The sequence below is a fragment of the Flavobacterium algoriphilum genome (genome assembly GCF_048158655.1).
Classification (GTDB): domain Bacteria; phylum Bacteroidota; class Bacteroidia; order Flavobacteriales; family Flavobacteriaceae; genus Flavobacterium; species Flavobacterium algoriphilum.
In genome coordinates this window covers 850,802-868,643 of sequence record NZ_JBLNKY010000001.1, presented here as the reverse complement: position 1 = coordinate 868,643, position 17,842 = coordinate 850,802, and the positions used below count along the sequence as shown (strand labels likewise).

The window sequence follows — 17,842 nt, the reverse complement described above, 5'->3', positions numbered from 1 at the left end:
GACAAATCAAAAATGTAAATAATCAAATGGATAATGCAGTACTATGCTTGATTTCTCCCATCACAAAAACACTTTGAGTATTCCCGATATTCTCAATAGTTGATAATTTATTCATTACAAAATCTTGATAGCTTGACATATCTTCGACCAATATTTTCAACATAAAGTCATAATCACCTGCAATGTTATAGCATTCGATAATTTCCGGAAGGGCAACAATATCTTTTACAAAATTACTCCCCACATTTTTGGCATGTTCCTTTAGCCTAACATTACAAAAAACAGTCATCCCAAGATTTAATTTTTTCTTATCTAGTAAGGCAACATATTTCATAATATAGCCATCTCGTTCCAGTCTTTTTATACGTTCATAGACTGGTGTAACCGTCAGAAATAATTTACTTGCTAGCTCTTTAGTATTGATGTTCGAGTTTTCTTGCAGGTGTTTTAAGATTTGCAAATCAATGCTGTCGATATTTTCCATAGTATTTTTTACTGTTAAAAATCATTTTTAAAGTTTCATTCAGAACTAAAACCTACCATACATCTATATAATGCTTTTATTCACTGAAAAAATAAGCTAATTTAAGTTTAAATATCCAATACAATAACTTTGCCTAGTAAAAAATACTGTATATAATGAAAACAAACAATCTAGGTTATCCAAGAATTGGTAGCAACAGAGAATTAAAAAAAGCCTGTGAATCCTATTGGGCAGGAAAAATTACTGTAGCAGAACTTTTAACTGTAGGCGCAATAATCCGCAAGGAAAATTGGCAATTACAAGCAGAAGCCGGAATCGATTTAATCCCTTCCAATGACTTTTCCTTTTACGATCAAGTACTGGATTTATCGCTTACATTAGGTGTTATTCCAAAACGTTATCAAGAATTAGCAAAAACAAACTCCACTATTGATTTGTATTTTGCTATGGCCAGAGGTTCGCAAAAAGACGGACAAGATGTGGTTGCCATGGAAATGACAAAATGGTTTGACACTAATTACCATTACATCGTACCAGAATTCACAAAAGATCAAGAATTTAAATTATTCTCCGAAAAAATAATCGACGAGTTCAAACAAGCCAATGCTTTAGGAATCGCAACAAAACCAGTTCTACTAGGACCCGTAACGTATTTGCTCCTTGGGAAAGAAAAAGAAGAAGGATTCCATAGAATAGACCTTGTTGATAAATTACTGCCGGTATATTTTGAAATTCTACAAAAACTGGAAAATGAAAATGTAGCATGGATTCAATTTGACGAACCCATTTTGGCTTTGGATCTAACCGATAAAGAAAGAAGCGCTATTACTTATGTCTATACCGAAATCAACAAACGCTTCCCTAAAATCAAATTAATTCTTGCAAACTATTTTGATTGTTTTGGCGAAAATCTTGAAACTGTTCTTGCCTTACCTGTTCACACTTTGCATTTGGATTTGGTTCGGTGTCATTCCCAATTGGATGATATCTTGGAATCAGGGCAATTAGCAGACAACGTAAGTCTTTCTCTAGGCGTTGTCGATGGTAGAAATATTTGGAAAAATGATTTCAAAAAATCGTTAGCCCTTATTCAGAAAGCAACTGACGCACTTGGCGAAAACAGAATCCTAATTGCGCCATCGTGCTCCCTGATTCACTCGCCCTGTGATTTAGATTTAGAAACTAATGATACTACGCTGACTCCCGAAATCAAACAATGGCTGGCTTTCGCCAAACAAAAAATTGAAGAAGTCGTGCTGCTCCAAAATTTCGCTTCAGGTGAGATAACTCTTGTTGATTCTGTCCTATTTCAAGAAAACACAACCGCCAACGAAAACCGAAAAACATCAAAGTTAATCCATAATGATGCGGTAAAAAATCGGGTTGCCAGTATTACAACTGGTGATGATCAAAGAGAAAATCCATTTTCAGTCCGTAGAAAAAAGCAAATAGACGTTTTAAAGCTTCCGTTATTCCCAACTACAACTATTGGTTCTTTCCCACAAACTACCGAAGTACGAAGCTGGAGAGCGAAGTTCAAAAAAGGCGAATTAAACCAACAACAATATGATGATTTACTCCAAAAAGAAACCGAAGAAACGATTCGTTTTCAAGAAGAAACCGGAATCGATGTATTGGTTCACGGAGAATTTGAACGCAATGATATGGTGGAATATTTTGGAGAACAATTAGACGGATTTACGTTTACCAAAAATGGTTGGGTACAAAGTTATGGCAGCCGCTGCGTGAAACCTCCCGTTATTTATGGTGATGTATCACGTCCCAACCCAATGACTGTAAAATGGTCGGCTTTTGCACAATCGCTTACGCCAAAATGGGTAAAAGGAATGCTTACCGGCCCCGTTACTATTTTGCAATGGTCTTTTGTCCGTAACGATCAGCCGCGCTCGGAAACCTGTATCCAAATTGCATTGGCGATTAGAGATGAAGTAGTCGATTTAGAAACTGCAGGAATTAAGATTATTCAAATTGACGAACCCGCCATTCGAGAAGGATTGCCTTTACGCAAAGAAGAATGGGCAACCTATTTGGATTGGGCTGTAAAAGCGTTTAGAATTTCGGCAAGTGGCGTAAAAGATGACACCCAAATTCATACCCACATGTGCTACAGTGAATTTAACGACATTATTCAAAATATTGCTGATATGGATGCCGATGTGATCACCATAGAATGTTCGCGTTCGCAAATGGAATTACTGGATGCTTTCGCCGATTTTAATTATCCTAACGAGATAGGACCTGGTGTGTATGACATTCACTCGCCTCGTGTTCCTTCTAGCTCCGAAATGGTGAAATTATTAGAAAAAGCGTCGGCAGTGATTCCTGTAGATCAGCTTTGGGTAAATCCGGACTGTGGCTTAAAAACCCGTCATTGGGACGAAACTAAAAGAGCACTAATCGAAATGGTCGCCGCAGCTCAAGAAATGAGAATTGCTGTCGCAAACATTGCAATCGATTAACAACCTGAATTCAGGTAAGCACTAAATTAAAACCCTAGTAAATCCTCGATTTATTAGGGTTTATTTTAAAAAACAATCGGGTTCTATTTAAACAAATTATCCAAAAGCGAAAACATCAGTCGATTATTTTCTTTAATAAATGTAGTATTCCTTACGATCTCATCATAGGTTTGAACATACGTGTCTTTTACTAATTCTGATTGCTCATGAAAAGCCATTTTTTTCATAGCGGCATCCGTTACTTCTAAATGGAATTGAAGTCCCACTACTTGATCATTATATAAAAAAGCTTGATTTGCGCAGGCTTCTGATTCCATTAAGCGAATAGCATTTTCAGGAATCGAAAACGTTTCTCCATGCCAGTGAAAAACAGAAAATGATTTTGGATAAGCCTTCAATAACGCAACATTTGAATCTAAAATTGAAACAGGAAACCAGCCAATTTCTTTTTGTTGATTATCCGTAACTTTTCCTCCCAAGACATTTGAAATTAATTGCGCTCCCAGACAGATTCCGATTATTTTTTTTCGTTGCTCGATTGCGGATTTGATGAATTCTTTTTCGTCTTTTAGCCAAGGGAATTTGGCTTCGTCATGAACACTCATAGGACCGCCCAAGATAATCAAGGCGTCTATCGTATCAAGATCCGGAAATTTAGGATTGTGGTATAATGTGGTATACGAAAGGGAATGCCCGTGCTCTTGTATCCAATTCTCTATACAACCCAGACCTTCAAAAGGAACGTGCTGTAAACAATGGATATTTAATTTTTTACTCATACTGTCTCGTGCAGGTTCTCTACAAAACTAATGAATCATTACTTTCAGAACTAGTATTATACTCCTATTTCATCCACTGAAACAAACATTTTCATTTTCTGGACAAACTCGTGCTTTTTCACCACATACGTTGCGGATAAAGTATCATGCAAACCTCTTTCTGTTTTACCCAGAAATGAAAAAGGGTCCATAGGATTAAGGCGGGATACCGTTCGTATCATAAAGTTTTTGGTATTGGGTTTGGAACCATCAACTCGTACTACAATAGTTTTGGTAAAATACTTAGCGAAGGTTCTGGAGAAGTACATTTCCGTAAATGCATAGTAAAAAAACAGGATTACAAGCCCAAAAAAGACCTTTTCAATTAAACTCAATGATGTAACCCAATTTGAGGCCTCATAACTATGGGCCAAGTCTCCAATTATAGTTATGGTCGTACCAATAGTAATTCCGATAATATAAACAATCAATACATCAATAAGGAAATTCAGGAAACGCTGGCTTTTAGAAGCTAATAAATCATCTGTTACAGTAAATTTTTTATTTTCCATAATAGTTAGTATAAAAAACGATTACTTCTAATGATAACTATCTCAAATATAGTGAATTATTCTTATAGTTTTAATCAAATATTAAAGGTTTATGTATCCTCTTAATTTGATGTCTATTAACAAAAAGGAGCATTTGAATTGTCAAATGCTCCCTTTATTATAAATTTAATGAATACTATGCTGCTGAATTTATTAATTCTAAGGAAACCTTTATTAAAGATTCAATGGTAGGTTCACCATCGTAATATTCAATTAAATTAGAAACATCTACATTTGATCTTATCTTTTCTTGATTTCTAATATAGAATGTTTTTGAAGAACCATTTATACCTAATACAAAAGTAATTTCGTCAAATTCACCTTTATTCAAAAAAGGTATCTTTTCATTTGAAAAAGGAAAATTATTGAATAACTTAACTAAAACATTTTTTATGTTTAGCCCTTCAGTTACGTTGTTGTTTAATTTAAAAACCCTTTCTTCTTTACCTAATTTATGATCAATAGAATTTAATTCTGAATTCAAACCGTTTTCAATCAATCTAAACTCTTTAAGTTTTCCAAATTCAAGATAATTTTTAATGAAATACCTAGGTGGAGCCTGTCTTAATTCTAATGAATAGTTTGAAACACCCTTGGATCGCATAAAATTGTTGAAAGCATATTCAAATATAGATTTCACTCCATGATTTTCTTTCTTTTCAACTATCAGAAATCCAAATTTTGAATTTTTAGGAACATGTATTAAATAGAAAAATTCTTTGGAAAATAAATCTTTTTCTTTGATATTAAATTTTAATTGATTCGTCTTTCTATCTTTTATTTTTCCTTTTTCACCAGTATAAGAAGAATCAAAATAACCTGAAATAATTCTTTTATCTGAATCTTTCTTTTGACGATTACTAAGGGTAAAGGTTCTATATTTTCCTTGAGTATCAATATAATCTCGTATGTTTTTGTGAATATAATCACAAAAATTATTCATTGTATCTAACAAGTCTTCTTCCTCATTATAAAAACTCAAAACTTGTTGTTCTTTTGCTTTATTTAAAAGCTTAAATCTGTAAATATTTAAATTTACCATATTTTTCTTATTTAAATTATTTGAATAGATTTTGTTAATAAATTCTACAACCCTTATCAAAACAGAGGGTTAAAAAAAGTTTATCAACATATTAAATTCTGTGAATAATTTAACTTTGAAAGATGATATTTTTTTATACTTTTGGAGCATAAAAATAAGTAGGTGAGGTAACCTCATCATCTTAATACTACTTAATTAAAAAAGCTTCCGACGGCGTTATTATTAAGTTTTTCAAAGTTAGGGATGTCACAGGCATCCCTTTTTTTATGCGTATTAGTGTTTTTCTTTACCTCAGCGCCCGATTTAAAGTTAGTATTTTTATAAAAGGCCTCCACTAAGAGGCCTTTATCATTTTATATTCTATTAATTAACTCCCACACATTTCACAATCTTCCGGCCCTGCGTTTTTAGAAAGTTCAATCATGGCTCTGTATTCTTCGGCGGACATTTCTACCGCTTCCCTTACCACAGCGATGGGTTGCTCTTTAATTTCTATCGGTTCCACTTTCTTGTCGTTATTCAATGTAAATTTAATCGCATCCACTGCCGCTTTTGTTCTCAAATAATACATTCCCGTTTTCAATCCGGATTGCCAAGCGTAGAAATGCATCGATGTCAATTTAGAATAATTGGCATTTTGCATAAATAAGTTCAACGATTGCGATTGATCCACAAAATAACCACGTTGACGGGACATATCAATAATGTCTTTCATGGACATTTCCCACACTGTTTTGTACAATTCTTTCAAGTCTTGCGGAATATTCAGGTCTTGAACTGAACCGTTATTTCGCATTAATTCTTGTTTCAATGTTTCATTCCACAAACCACGCTCCACTAAATCGTGCAACAAGTGTTTGTTTACCACAATAAATTCTCCCGAAAGGACTCTTCGGGTGTAAATATTAGAAGTATAGGGTTCGAATGCTTCGTTGTTCCCCAAAATTTGTGATGTAGAAGCCGTTGGCATTGGCGCGACTAACAACGAGTTTCTCACCCCGTGTTCCATCACCTCTTTTCGCAAGGAAGCCCAGTCCCAACGACCAGATAATTCCTCATCTTTCATTCCCCACAAATTGTATTGGAATTCTCCTTGAGAAATTGGCGAACCTTCAAAAGTGGAATAAGGACCTTCTTCTTTTGCCATTTCCATTGAAGCGGTTACCGCAGCAAAGTATAATGTTTCAAAAATTTCCTGATTTAGTTTTTTAGCTTCATCACTCGTAAAAGGCAAACGCAACATAATGAAAGCATCGGCTAATCCTTGTACTCCAAGACCAATTGGCCGGTGGCGTTTATTAGAATTTTCTCCTTCAATTACTGGATAATAATTCCTGTCGATTACTTTATTCAAGTTTCTAGTTACCCGTTTTGTAACGGTATACATCAATTCATGGTCAAACTTCCCATTAGAAACAAACATCGGCAAGGAAAGAGAGGCTAGATTACAAACTGCAATTTCATCTTTGGATGTAAATTCCATAATCTCGGTACACAAATTCGAAGAACGAATAGTCCCTAAATTTTTCTGGTTTGACTTTCTATTGACGGCATCTTTATACAACATGTAAGGCGTTCCAGTTTCGATTTGCGATTCTAGAATTTTCTCCCACAGTTCATGCGCTTTAATGGTTTTTCTACCTTTTCCACGTTTCTCGTAATCAATGTACATGGCTTCAAATTCTTCGCCATACACATCATATAAACCCGGACATTCATTAGGACACATCAACGTCCAATAACTGTCTTCTTGAACTCGTTTCATAAATAAATCAGACGTCCACATGGCGAAGAATAAATCTCTGGCGCGCATTTCTTCTTTTCCGGTATTCTTTTTCAAATCTAAGAATTCAAAAATATCCGCGTGCCAAGTTTCGATATAAATAGCAAAACTTCCTTTGCGTTTTCCACCACCTTGATCTACATAACGCGCCGTATCATTGAAAACACGCAACATCGGAACAATTCCGTTTGACGTTCCGTTTGTTCCACGTATGTAAGAACCTGTAGCTCTTACATTATGAATAGAAAGCCCAACTCCACCTGCTGATTGGGAGATTTTGGCCGTTTGTTTCAACGTATCATAAATCCCGTCAATACTATCGTCTTGCATCGCCAAAAGGAAACAAGAAGACATTTGTGGTTTTGGAGTACCCGCATTGAATAATGTAGGCGTTGCATGCGTAAAGAATTTTTTCGACATTAAGTCGTATGTCTCAATCACTGAATCTAGATCATCTAAGTGGATCCCAACCGAAACACGCATCAACATGTGTTGCGGACGCTCCACTATTTTGCCGTTTATTTTTAGCAAATACGATCTTTCCAAGGTTTTAAAACCAAAATAATCATAATTAAAATCTCTGTTATATATCACATGTGAATCCAAAAATTCAGCATTTTTCATAATCACCTGGTGCACTTCTTCAGATAACAAAGGTGCATCTTGTCCATTTCTCGGGTTTACATAATGAAACATATCATTCATTGTTTCCGAAAATGATTTTTTAGTATTGGAATGCAAATTCGAAATTGCAATTCGCGCCGCCAATTGTGCATAATCAGGATGTGCAATGGTCATTGACGCTGCTGTTTCGGCTGCTAAATTATCTAATTCTGACGTAGAAACTCCATCATAAAGCCCTTCAATTACTCGCATTGCGACTTTCACGGCATCAACCAAATCATTCAAACCGTAACATAGTTTTTTAATTCTATCTGTGATTTTGTCGAACATTACAGGCTCTTTACGCCCGTCTCTTTTTACTACGTACATACTTTTGTTTGTTTTCAAAACAGAAAATCCCTTTGCTGTTTTTCGTTATTTGTATTATTTTTTTGGAGCTATTTCCAGCTATCCATTGCAATCTTTCTAGTCCTGAACTTGTTTCAGGATCCTGAAACAAGTTCAGGACCAGAAAGGATTTTCATTACTAGCTGGGCTATTAGAGCAGTAGCACGAAGAAATCTAAGGATTCAAGACTAATTAAAAATCGGCGTCAAAAGATATTTTTTGAGCATCCCCATCCGTATTCATCACACCCGCTTTTTGATATTCAGCCACTTTCTTTTCAAAGAAATTAGTTTTCCCTTGAAGCGAAATCATATCCATAAAGTCAAAAGGATTCGGAGTATTATACTCTCTGTCACAACCTAACTCCACTAATAATCTGTCAGCAACAAACTCTAAATACTGTGTCATTAACACCGAATTCATTCCTATCAAACTCACAGGTAGCGATTCAGTAATAAACTCTCTCTCTATATTTAAGGCATCAACAATAATACTTCTGATTCTTTCTTTTGGCACTTTATTTACCAAGTGGTGGTTGTGCAAATGCACGGCAAAATCACAATGAACCCCCTCATCACGAGAAATCAGTTCGTTAGAAAATGTCAATCCTGGCATTAATCCCCGTTTTTTCAACCAATAAATAGAACAAAATGCTCCCGAAAAGAAAATCCCTTCCACCGCTGCAAAAGCGATCAATCGCTCCGCAAACGAATCGGACTCGATCCATTGCAAAGCCCAGTCTGCTTTTTTCTTAATCGCCGGAAAAACTTCTAAAGCATTGAACAATTCATCTTTCTCCGCTTCATCCTTTACATAGGTATCAATCAGTAACGAATAAGTTTCGCTATGAATGTTTTCCATCATAATTTGAAAACCGTAAAAGAATTTTGCTTCTGCGTACTGCACTTCATTTACAAAATTTTCAGCTAGATTTTCATTTACGATTCCATCTGAAGCAGCAAAAAATGCCAAAATATGCTTGACAAAATAACGCTCATCATCAGAAAGTTTGTTATTCCAGTCATTTAAATCTTGTGACAAATCAATTTCTTCAGCAGTCCAGAAACTGGCTTCCATACTTTTATAAAATTCCCAAATATCATGGTGTTTGATAGGGAAAATTACGAAACGATTCTTGTTTTCTTGTAAAATTGGTTCAACTTGCGCCATTATAATTGTTTGTTTTTTTGAAAATTTAACGAAATTTTATGCATTTAGTGGATTACAAAGATTGTGAAATATTGCCGAATTTAAAAGCCAAACTTATTCACAATCGGACTTAGTTTTTAACAAATGAGATAAACCGGAATACTTTTGATTATTTTTTCAAAAAACTGAATATCAGTACATTGAAAAACAAAAAAGCACGTAAAGTACCGTAAAATATAGGATTATAAAAATAAAAAACAAGGACTTTTTTAATTATTTTGAAATTACTTTTTCATGTCCAGCGCCACTTTCTCAAGCTCTGCATACCAGTCTTCTCCAAATTTCCTAACCAATGCTTCTTTAACAAATTTGTAAACAGGAACTTCTAATTCCTGACCTAAAGAACAGGCTGCATCACAAATATCCCACTTGTCATAATTGACAGCGGCAAACTCGGTAAAATCTTTTACACGAATAGGATATAAATGGCATGAAACTGGTTTTTTCCAGTCAATTATTCCTTGATTGTACGCTTGTTCAATACCGCAAAGCGCTGTTTTACCGTCAAAAATCACGTAAGCACAATCTTTATTGTCAATCAGAGGTGTTTCAAGATCACCATCTGTTCCTGTTACCCAAGTTCCTTGCGCTTCAATAGCTGCAATTCCTTGTTTACGAAGGAACGGTTTTACCTTAGGATAAATTTCTTCTAAAATCTTAGTTTCCTCAACGCTCAACGGAGCTCCGGCATCGCCATCAACACAACAAGCCCCTTTACAGGCTGATAAATTACAAACAAAATCTTTTTTGAGTATGTCTTCTGAGACGATGGTTTTTCCTAATTGAAACATTCTTTTGGGGTACTGTGATTATAAAGTGCAAAGATAGTCAAAGTAAATTGTATTTTTTTAGATAAAAATAACTTTAACTTTATTAGAAAACCGAACGGCAAATAAATACTAACTATTTAATATTCAGTGTGATATAAAAATAAAATAACAAGATAAATTCTTCTTGTACAATCTTAAAAAACTACTTAAATAAATCGCAATACCATTCTATTTTATCCATTAAATGAGACGAAAAGTTTAACTTTGTAAATAAAAAGCTATGATAGGATTTGACATCAGAGAAATTGTTACCGTAAGCATGGTCCTTTTTGCTGTAATTGACATCATTGGCACAATTCCAATTATCATCGATTTAAGAGCGAAATTCGGCCATATTGAATCCGAAAAGGCATCTTTGGCTTCAGGGGCAATTATGATTGTCTTTCTTTTTATAGGGGAAGAATTCTTAAATTTGATTGGAATCGACGTCAATTCTTTTGCAGTAGCTGGTTCTTTTGTCTTATTTTTTTTAGCATTAGAAATGATATTAGGCATTCGATTGTATCGTGATGAAGCAGCAAGTTCCGCTTCAATTGTTCCTATTGCATTCCCACTTGTTGCAGGAGCAGGAACCATGACCACTTTATTATCCCTGAAAGCAGAATTTCAGACAATCAATATTATTGCAGCCATTATTTTAAATATTATTCTCGTCTATATCGTTTTGAAATCATCCGCGAAAATCGAACGAATGTTAGGAGAAAATGGACTTGGAGTTATCCGAAAGACTTTTGGAGTGGTACTTCTTGCCATTGCTGTTAAATTATTCGCCGCTAATGTTAAAGGTTTGTTTGTCTAAAATAAATTTTCATAAATTTACCCTCTAATGCAACAATATAAAATAATTTGATTTTATTTGGACTTAAATGTCCAAAAGAAATATTCCTAACCATCTGTTTTATATTAAAACCAAAAAATCTTATGAAAATCTTTACTAACATTTTGATATTTTTAGCAGTTACTCTAATTATTTTTAATATTACACGTCTTGATTTTAAACATCTATTTCAAGGGGATAGCATGTACGCTCTAATTGGCGTTGCAGCTTCATTTTGCGCCGTTCTAATCCTTGTTATCTTTAGAATGTCGAAAGAAATTGAAAAAAAAATGCATGACTAATCTATTTGATGTGCTAATTATTGGTGGCGGTGTTTCTGGAATGTCATGCGCGCTCGTTTTGGGTTCCGCAAAAAACAAATCTTTTGTTACTGAAAAGAAAATTGGTGTTTTCACTCATCAAAAAACATCTGCTCTGCAAGACGCATTGTTTAATAATGCTTATGGAATCCCTGCGGGTAAACTAGGTTCTGAATTATTGACCGAGAGTGTTCAACTCCTTTCAAAAACCTATCCGCACATTAAACAAATTCCGAATGAAAAAGTGTTGAAAATTGAAGGCCTGTTTCCTGAATTTACAGTAACCACAACCAAAAACGCTTACAAAACCAAAACAATCGTAATAGGCATTGGATCCGCAAACACTTTTGCAATAGACGGATTAATGGATTATGTAGTCCCACATCAAAAAGCACTTCCTGAAAAACAAAGAATCCAACTTAAAAATAGTGATCACAAAGTTACTGATGGGATTTATGTTATAGGAACTCTAGCAGGTTGGAGAAGTCAACTGGCCATTGCTGCAGGAAGTGGCGCTGCCGTTGCTACTGACATTCTAACGTTATGGAATGGTGGCATACAAACACATTGTCATGATAGTATTCGATAAATAGAATTTCAATGTGAAAAATCTCTAGAAAAATAATGGTAGGTTTACACTTTCATTAATCTATTTTTATGTTATCACTGTTATTGAGCTTCATAAGACTCATCGTTTTTATAGTATTTATTTCCTTTTTTTCGATTATTTTCTATTTCATGAGTTTCTTTTCGAGTGAAGAAAATAATTCAAAAAAAGCAATTTTTTTAAGAGATTTTTTAATAAAAGTATCAAATGTAATTTTAGGTATACGCACAATTGTTTATGGAGAAAAGCCCACCGTACAAGGGTTAATTGTAGCCAATCATCGGTCTTATTTTGACCCAATCGTAATTGTAAATCTAATCCATGCTTATCCTGTTGGAAAAATAGAAGTCGCTTCATGGCCACTTATTGGATACATCTGTAAAATATCAGGTGTGTTATTTGTGGACAGAAAATGTTCGAAAAGCAGACAAAATACCGCCGAAAATATTCGAGAAGTTCTTAGCAGAGGATATTCAATCATCAATTTTCCCGAAGGTACAACTCATGATTTGCCTTCAACTGTAGCTTTCAACTATGGTTCATTTGTCATGGCTACTAAAATCGAATCCGCAGTTATACCAATTGCTATTGATTATAAAGAAAAAACAGATGCCTTCATTGGAAACGACACTTTTATTCCACATTTTTTAAAATGTTTTGGAAAACTTACCACTGAGATTAAAATAACTTTCTTTCCTCCTATTTATTCTAAAGATGCAACTTATCTATTAAACACCTCTAAAGACATTATCGACAAAGAACTCATTCGATATAGAAAAGATTGGGACAGTGAAAATTAAAAACAGTGCTAATTTTTTTCTATTGACTTTTTAAAACTGCTTTAACCATTGCATCTTCTTTCAATACAATTTCGTAATAATATTTTTCACCATACAATTGTCGGGCAAATTCTGCGGCAACATACCGTTTTACTAACGACTTGCTTTTCCCAAACTTCAGATTCAATCCGTTTTTCAAAATATACTTTTGAAACGAATTAAAATACACATCCGTTCCATTCATCTTGGTCATGAATTGTTGAAAAGTCAAACCTCTAAAAGTATTTCTATTTTTATCTAATTGCTCAAATACAAAATGGCCAACAACGCCCGATTGCAATAAATATACACTACTTTCATTCCCATGCTCCACTTCAAGCGGCACAAAAACATCAGGAACAATTCCACCCCCTCCGTAAACAATTTTCCCTTTTTTAGTTTTAAATTTTAAAGAATTCGAAACTTTTATACTGTCTTTTTCATACAGTTCCCCGTTTTCAAAACGACTATCTGATTCTTTAAAATATGCGTCATTTCCTTCATTATAAGGCTTTTGAATAGAACGACCGGTTGGCGTGTAATATCTTGCAATAGTTAATCGAACTGCTGAACCATCATCAAAATCCATTTCGCGTTGTACCAATCCTTTTCCAAACGAACGTCGGCCTACAATTGTTCCTCTGTCATTATCTTGGATCGCTCCCGCAAGAATTTCACTTGCTGACGCACTATTCTCATTTATTAATACAAACACATTTCCGCTTTCGAAACTTCCTTTTTCTGTTGCAAAAGTTTTATCGGTATTTCCTTTTTTATTTTTGGTAAAAACAATTAATTGTTTGTCTTTCAATAATTCATCCGCAACTGCAATCGCTTCTTCCATATAACCGCCTCCATTATCCCGAAGATCAATAATTAATGAGTTAGCACCTTGTTTTTTCAATGCATCCAAACCTCTTTTAAACTCGCCATAAGTAGTTTCGGCAAATCGATTTATTTTTATATAACCGGTATTATTTTTCAAAAGCAAGGAAACATCAACACTTTTCAAAGGAATAACATCTCGTTTTACTATTAATTTAATTTCTTTACGTTCCGATTTTCTGTAAACGGTAAGTTCAATTTCGGAACCCACAGTCCCTTTTAATTTAGAAAACAAACTGTCATTAGGCAATTTACGTCCGAATAATTTAGTTTTATCAGCATATAAAATTCGGTCTCCTGCTTTTATTCCGGCTTTTGCCGAAGGGCCATTTTCAACCGGTTTTATTATCGCCACAGAATCATTGTACATATAAAAATTGACGCCTATTCCCACAAAATCTCCTTTCATACTCTCAACAACTTCAGCTTGCTCACTTGGTGGAATATATACAGAATGCGGATCTAATTTTGCCAAAATATTATCAACGGTAAGATTTACGATAGAATCCGTATTGACATTATCGACATATTCGTTATCGATAAAATCAATTAGTTTATTGAGTTTATTTTTGGAACTGTTTTTAGAGAAAAAATGATTTTGATTTGGAGCGTTTAATAACCCGCCAAGGACAACTCCTATGGCAAGAGCCACACTAATAATTACAGGCAGGTATTTATTATAGCTTTTCATTTATTCTTCTAATACTGGAATATGCTCCACTTCTACTCCCGCTTTTATCAAAAACTGAATTCCGGAATCATCGCGATACCCATTGTTATACACCACTCGTTTTATCCCTGATTGATGGATTAATTTACTGCATTCTTTGCAAGGCGAAAGCGTAATATATAATGTAGCACCTTCACAAGATTGTGTAGATCGCGCTACTTTGAGAATTGCATTTGCTTCGGCATGCAACACATCCCAACGCGTTAACCCTTCTTCATCTTCACAACAATTTTCAAATCCAGTTGGCGTTCCATTGTAACCATCGGAAATAATCATTCGATCCCTTACAATGATAGCCCCCACTTGCTTTCTTTTACAATAAGACAAAAGTCCCCATTCGGTCGCAATTCTAAGATACGCTTTATCGTATTTATTTAATTTTTTTGATTCCATTATTTTTATCTAATCCAGATTTCATTTTCAATAATCATTGGCAAAATTACTCCTATTATAAAGGCTGACATCACCAAAGTCCAATCCCGTTTAGAGAATCTAAAAAAAGTTTGAATAATATAAGACAATACCAACACAACAAAAACTACAATAATTTGAGCTGCTTCGATCCCCAATGCAAATTCGCCCAAAGGGAATAATTTAGAGGTTGCACTTCCTCCCAAAATTGATTTAAAATAGTTTGAGAAACCCAAACCATGAATAATCCCAAAGAAAAGTGTTATAAAAAATACCAAATTTATACTTTCTTTTTTACTGGATTTACCAGCCGTAAAAAGATTAAACAAGGCTGTTATTAATATCGTTATTGGTATCAACAATTCAACAACATTCACTTTTATTGCAATTATACCAAAAACGGAAAGCAGCAAAGCCAGTGTATGTCCAATTGTAAACAGCGTTATCAAAAGTACTATTCTTGGCCAATCCTTGAAAGAGAAAGGAACAGCTAATGCTATTAAAAACAAAACATGGTCATACGCATGAATATCCAAAACGTGTTTTAACCCTATTTGAAAGTAAATCCAAAATTCTGACATACGTAATTTATTAAATTGATAAGGGGCTGTAAACTTACGATTAATTTTGAAAATGATTGTTTTGAAAACACAAATCATTCCTTAAAAAAGGATTTAAAATACTTTGATTAACAAATTATAATTTTAAATAAATTAAAATCAATAATTTAAAAATAGATTTATCTTTGTAGGATAAAAAACTAATAATTATGTCATTTTCAGATTTATTTGATAGCGAATTCAAACAAAGAAATAAAGGTCATTTTTCAGCTATCGTTCGTGTAGCACTTGCAGATGAAAAATTTGCTCCAGAAGAAAAAATGTTTTTAGATAAGCTGGCCGTTAGACTAGAAATTTCTCCAGAAGAATATACCGAAATTTTACAAAATCCATTGAAATATCCTATAAATGCTCCTTATCTGCACGAGCAAAAATTGGAACGTTTGTATGATTTAGCCCGAATGGTTCATGTTGATCATCACTTAGGAGATAAACAAGAATTATTATTAGGGAAAATTGGAGTAGCATTAGGTTTTAATGGTGAAAACGTGAATTATATCATATCTAAAGCATTATCATTAGTAGATAAAAAAGTAGATTTAGATACTTTCCTTTTCGAAATGCAAAACATGCATAAATAAAAATCATAAAAAAGCTCCCAAAAATTTCGGGAGCTTTTTTATAATTGTTTTTAGTACTTGCTCAATTTTGCTTTGTGCATGAAATCTTCAGCCTTCTCTACCATATTGTAGCTTCCGCAGAAAAAAGGAACGCGTTGGTGTAATTCAGTAGGTACAATTTCCATTATACTTCCAAAACCATCAGAGGCTTTACCGCCGGCTTGCTCTACAATAAATGCCATTGGATTGCATTCATATAAAAGACGTAATTTCCCTTTTGGAGCTTTAGAACTTGTTGGATAAATATAAATCCCGCCTTTGATCATATTTCTATGAATATCAGAAACCAAACTTCCTATATAACGTGAAGTATAAGGCCTGTCTTCCTCTTCAAGTTGGCAATATTTAATATAGTCTTTTACTCCTTGTGGAAAATGAACATAGTTTCCTTCATTGATAGAATAAATATTTCCATCCTTAGAAAACTGCATATTTGGATGCGATAAATAAAAGGTTCCAATTGCCGGATTTAATGTAAATCCATTTACGCCATGTCCTGTAGTGTAAACCAGCATTGTAGATGTGCCATAAATCACATAACCCGCAGCAACTTGATTAGTTCCAGGCTGTAAAAAATCTTCAATTGTAACTGGAGTACCAATTGGAGTAACACGTCTGTATACCGAGAATATTGTCCCTACGGAAACATTTACATCAATATTAGAAGATCCATCAAGAGGATCCATCAAAACCACATATTTATTATTATGGCTTTTATCACTTCCTTCCACTGTAATAAAATCATCATTTTCTTCAGAAGCGATTCCGCATACAATTTCACGGTTGATCAACGTTTGGATAAAAATATCATTGGCATATACATCGAGTTTCTGTTGGTCTTCTCCTTGTATATTTTGTTCACCGGCTGCACCAATAATATCTACTAATCCAGCTTTGTTAACTTTATAATTGACCACTTTTGCAGCCAAACGGATAGAATTGATAATTCGAGACAATTCGCCTGACGAATATTGAAAAGCATTTTGGTTTTCAATGATAAATTCCCCTAGTGTTCTGTTGCGTTCTTCCATTAAGAAATCGTTGTAGTTCGTTTGAAGTCACAAATATCGGATTTTTTGTGAAAATGAATTGAATAATATTTACTTAGTTTGACAGTATTGTATATTTGCTTATAAAATAGTTGAATAATGGGTAGAAAATACTTTATTTTGAAAAATTCAACCATTAAAAATAAGAATTTACGAGATAAGCATTCCGGGAGTTTTAAGCAAACACCCATAAAGATATGCGAATTCCATATTCAAATAAAAATAAATAAAAACTACGTATGAATATCAGAAAAGGAAATCCAGAAGACATGGAAGCGGTTTTAGGACTTATTCAAGAATTAGCAGACTTTGAGAAAGAGCCTGATGCAGTTCTTATCACCGTTGACGATTTAGTCCGCGATGGTTTTGGTCCTACCCCTTTATTTCATGTTTTTGTAGCCGAAGTGGAATCAGGCCCGAGCGATAGCCAACAGGCGAAGCAAATTGTGGGTATTGCTTTGTATTATTATCGCTATTCTACTTGGAAAGGAAAAATAATCCATCTGGAAGATTTAGTGGTAAAAGATGAAATGCGAGGAACAGGATTGGGCTATGCTCTGTATTCTGAAATCATCAAGCAAGGAAAAAAAGATAATGTTCGAAGAATTGACTGGCATGTTCTTGACTGGAACACACCTGCAATTGAATTTTATGAAAAATCAGGTGCAAAAGTACTAAAAGATTGGTATGTGGCGCAAATGGATGAAGCAGGAATTAACTATTTTGTAGATAACAGATTAAAATAAAATTACAAATT

18 protein-coding genes are annotated in these 17,842 nt (G+C 34.1%); 7 read left to right on the top strand and 11 right to left on the bottom strand.

The genetic code is table 11. The annotated features are described in order from the left end of the window. Positions 1 to 22: 22 nt before the first annotated feature. Positions 23 to 484: an Lrp/AsnC family transcriptional regulator gene (locus ACM55G_RS03705; protein ID WP_416842560.1), complete on the bottom strand. Its 462-nt coding sequence runs from the start codon at positions 482 to 484 to the stop codon at positions 23 to 25. Positions 485 to 639: 155 nt separating this feature from the next. On the opposite strand from ACM55G_RS03705, the gene metE reads away from it, so the two are divergent. Continuing rightward, positions 640 to 2,964 (top strand): 5-methyltetrahydropteroyltriglutamate--homocysteine S-methyltransferase, encoded by a 2,325-nt coding sequence (metE, locus tag ACM55G_RS03700; RefSeq protein WP_416842558.1) that lies wholly within the window; start codon positions 640 to 642, stop codon positions 2,962 to 2,964. An 83-nt stretch (positions 2,965 to 3,047) separates the two neighbouring features. On the opposite strand, the gene ACM55G_RS03695 is transcribed toward metE, so the two are convergent. The 6 genes from ACM55G_RS03695 to ACM55G_RS03670 form a co-directional block, all read right to left on the bottom strand. Further along, complete coding sequence (locus ACM55G_RS03695) at positions 3,048 to 3,743, bottom strand: type 1 glutamine amidotransferase (protein WP_416842557.1); 696 nt, start codon at positions 3,741 to 3,743, stop codon at positions 3,048 to 3,050. 56 nt (positions 3,744 to 3,799) lie between these two features. Then, positions 3,800 to 4,294 (bottom strand): RDD family protein, encoded by a 495-nt coding sequence (locus ACM55G_RS03690; RefSeq protein WP_416842556.1) that lies wholly within the window; start codon positions 4,292 to 4,294, stop codon positions 3,800 to 3,802. Positions 4,295 to 4,469: 175 nt separating this feature from the next. Further along, a complete protein-coding gene (locus ACM55G_RS03685) occupies positions 4,470 to 5,375 on the bottom strand; it encodes a hypothetical protein (RefSeq protein WP_416842555.1) in 906 nt (301 codons plus the stop codon). Positions 5,376 to 5,742: 367 nt separating this feature from the next. Next, positions 5,743 to 8,151, bottom strand: a complete 2,409-nt coding sequence (locus ACM55G_RS03680) for a ribonucleoside-diphosphate reductase subunit alpha (RefSeq protein WP_416842554.1) — start codon at positions 8,149 to 8,151, stop codon at positions 5,743 to 5,745. 210 nt (positions 8,152 to 8,361) lie between these two features. Beyond that, on the bottom strand, positions 8,362 to 9,339 hold the full coding sequence (locus tag ACM55G_RS03675) for a ribonucleotide-diphosphate reductase subunit beta (protein ID WP_416842553.1): 978 nt from the start codon (positions 9,337 to 9,339) through the stop codon (positions 8,362 to 8,364). 263 nt (positions 9,340 to 9,602) lie between these two features. Continuing rightward, on the bottom strand, positions 9,603 to 10,169 hold the full coding sequence (locus ACM55G_RS03670; protein ID WP_416842552.1) for a DUF3109 family protein: 567 nt from the start codon (positions 10,167 to 10,169) through the stop codon (positions 9,603 to 9,605). Between the two features lie 259 nt (positions 10,170 to 10,428). Here ACM55G_RS03670 and ACM55G_RS03665 point away from each other — a divergent pair, with 259 nt between their 5' ends. The 4 genes from ACM55G_RS03665 to ACM55G_RS03650 all read left to right on the top strand — a co-directional run bounded on the left by ACM55G_RS03665 (position 10,429) and on the right by ACM55G_RS03650 (position 12,752). After that, positions 10,429 to 11,007 (top strand): MarC family protein, encoded by a 579-nt coding sequence (locus ACM55G_RS03665; protein WP_416842551.1) that lies wholly within the window; start codon positions 10,429 to 10,431, stop codon positions 11,005 to 11,007. A gap of 122 nt (positions 11,008 to 11,129) precedes the next feature. Next, entirely contained in the window at positions 11,130 to 11,327 is a 198-nt protein-coding gene (locus tag ACM55G_RS03660) for a hypothetical protein (protein ID WP_416842550.1), read from the top strand. Beyond that, positions 11,320 to 11,934: an FAD-dependent oxidoreductase gene (locus tag ACM55G_RS03655; RefSeq protein WP_416842549.1), complete on the top strand. Its 615-nt coding sequence runs from the start codon at positions 11,320 to 11,322 to the stop codon at positions 11,932 to 11,934. The genes ACM55G_RS03660 and ACM55G_RS03655 overlap by 8 nt, the downstream gene beginning before the upstream one ends. Before the next feature lie 149 nt (positions 11,935 to 12,083). Continuing rightward, positions 12,084 to 12,752, top strand: coding sequence for a lysophospholipid acyltransferase family protein (locus ACM55G_RS03650; RefSeq protein WP_416842548.1), 669 nt, complete (start codon positions 12,084 to 12,086; stop codon positions 12,750 to 12,752). A 19-nt stretch (positions 12,753 to 12,771) separates the two neighbouring features. Here the strand turns inward: ACM55G_RS03650 and ACM55G_RS03645 are convergent, their stop codons facing one another. From ACM55G_RS03645 to ACM55G_RS03635, 3 genes are read right to left on the bottom strand one after another with little or no spacing between them, the layout of a single operon-like run. Further along, a complete protein-coding gene (locus ACM55G_RS03645) occupies positions 12,772 to 14,346 on the bottom strand; it encodes a S41 family peptidase (RefSeq protein WP_416842547.1) in 1,575 nt (524 codons plus the stop codon). Then, positions 14,347 to 14,778, bottom strand: a complete 432-nt coding sequence (locus ACM55G_RS03640; protein ID WP_416842546.1) for a deoxycytidylate deaminase — start codon at positions 14,776 to 14,778, stop codon at positions 14,347 to 14,349. It lies immediately after the preceding gene. A gap of 5 nt (positions 14,779 to 14,783) precedes the next feature. Then, positions 14,784 to 15,377 (bottom strand): HupE/UreJ family protein, encoded by a 594-nt coding sequence (locus ACM55G_RS03635; RefSeq protein ID WP_416842545.1) that lies wholly within the window; start codon positions 15,375 to 15,377, stop codon positions 14,784 to 14,786. A 188-nt stretch (positions 15,378 to 15,565) separates the two neighbouring features. Between ACM55G_RS03635 and ACM55G_RS03630 the strand changes: the two genes are divergently transcribed. After that, positions 15,566 to 15,997 (top strand): tellurite resistance TerB family protein, encoded by a 432-nt coding sequence (locus ACM55G_RS03630; RefSeq protein ID WP_416842544.1) that lies wholly within the window; start codon positions 15,566 to 15,568, stop codon positions 15,995 to 15,997. Positions 15,998 to 16,047: 50 nt separating this feature from the next. Here the strand turns inward: ACM55G_RS03630 and fbp are convergent, their stop codons facing one another. Beyond that, entirely contained in the window at positions 16,048 to 17,067 is a 1,020-nt protein-coding gene (gene fbp / locus ACM55G_RS03625; RefSeq protein ID WP_039108650.1) for a class 1 fructose-bisphosphatase, read from the bottom strand. 257 nt (positions 17,068 to 17,324) lie between these two features. Here fbp and ACM55G_RS03620 point away from each other — a divergent pair, with 257 nt between their 5' ends. Next, entirely contained in the window at positions 17,325 to 17,831 is a 507-nt protein-coding gene (locus tag ACM55G_RS03620) for a GNAT family N-acetyltransferase (RefSeq protein WP_416842543.1), read from the top strand. The last annotated feature ends 11 nt before the right edge of the window (positions 17,832 to 17,842 follow it).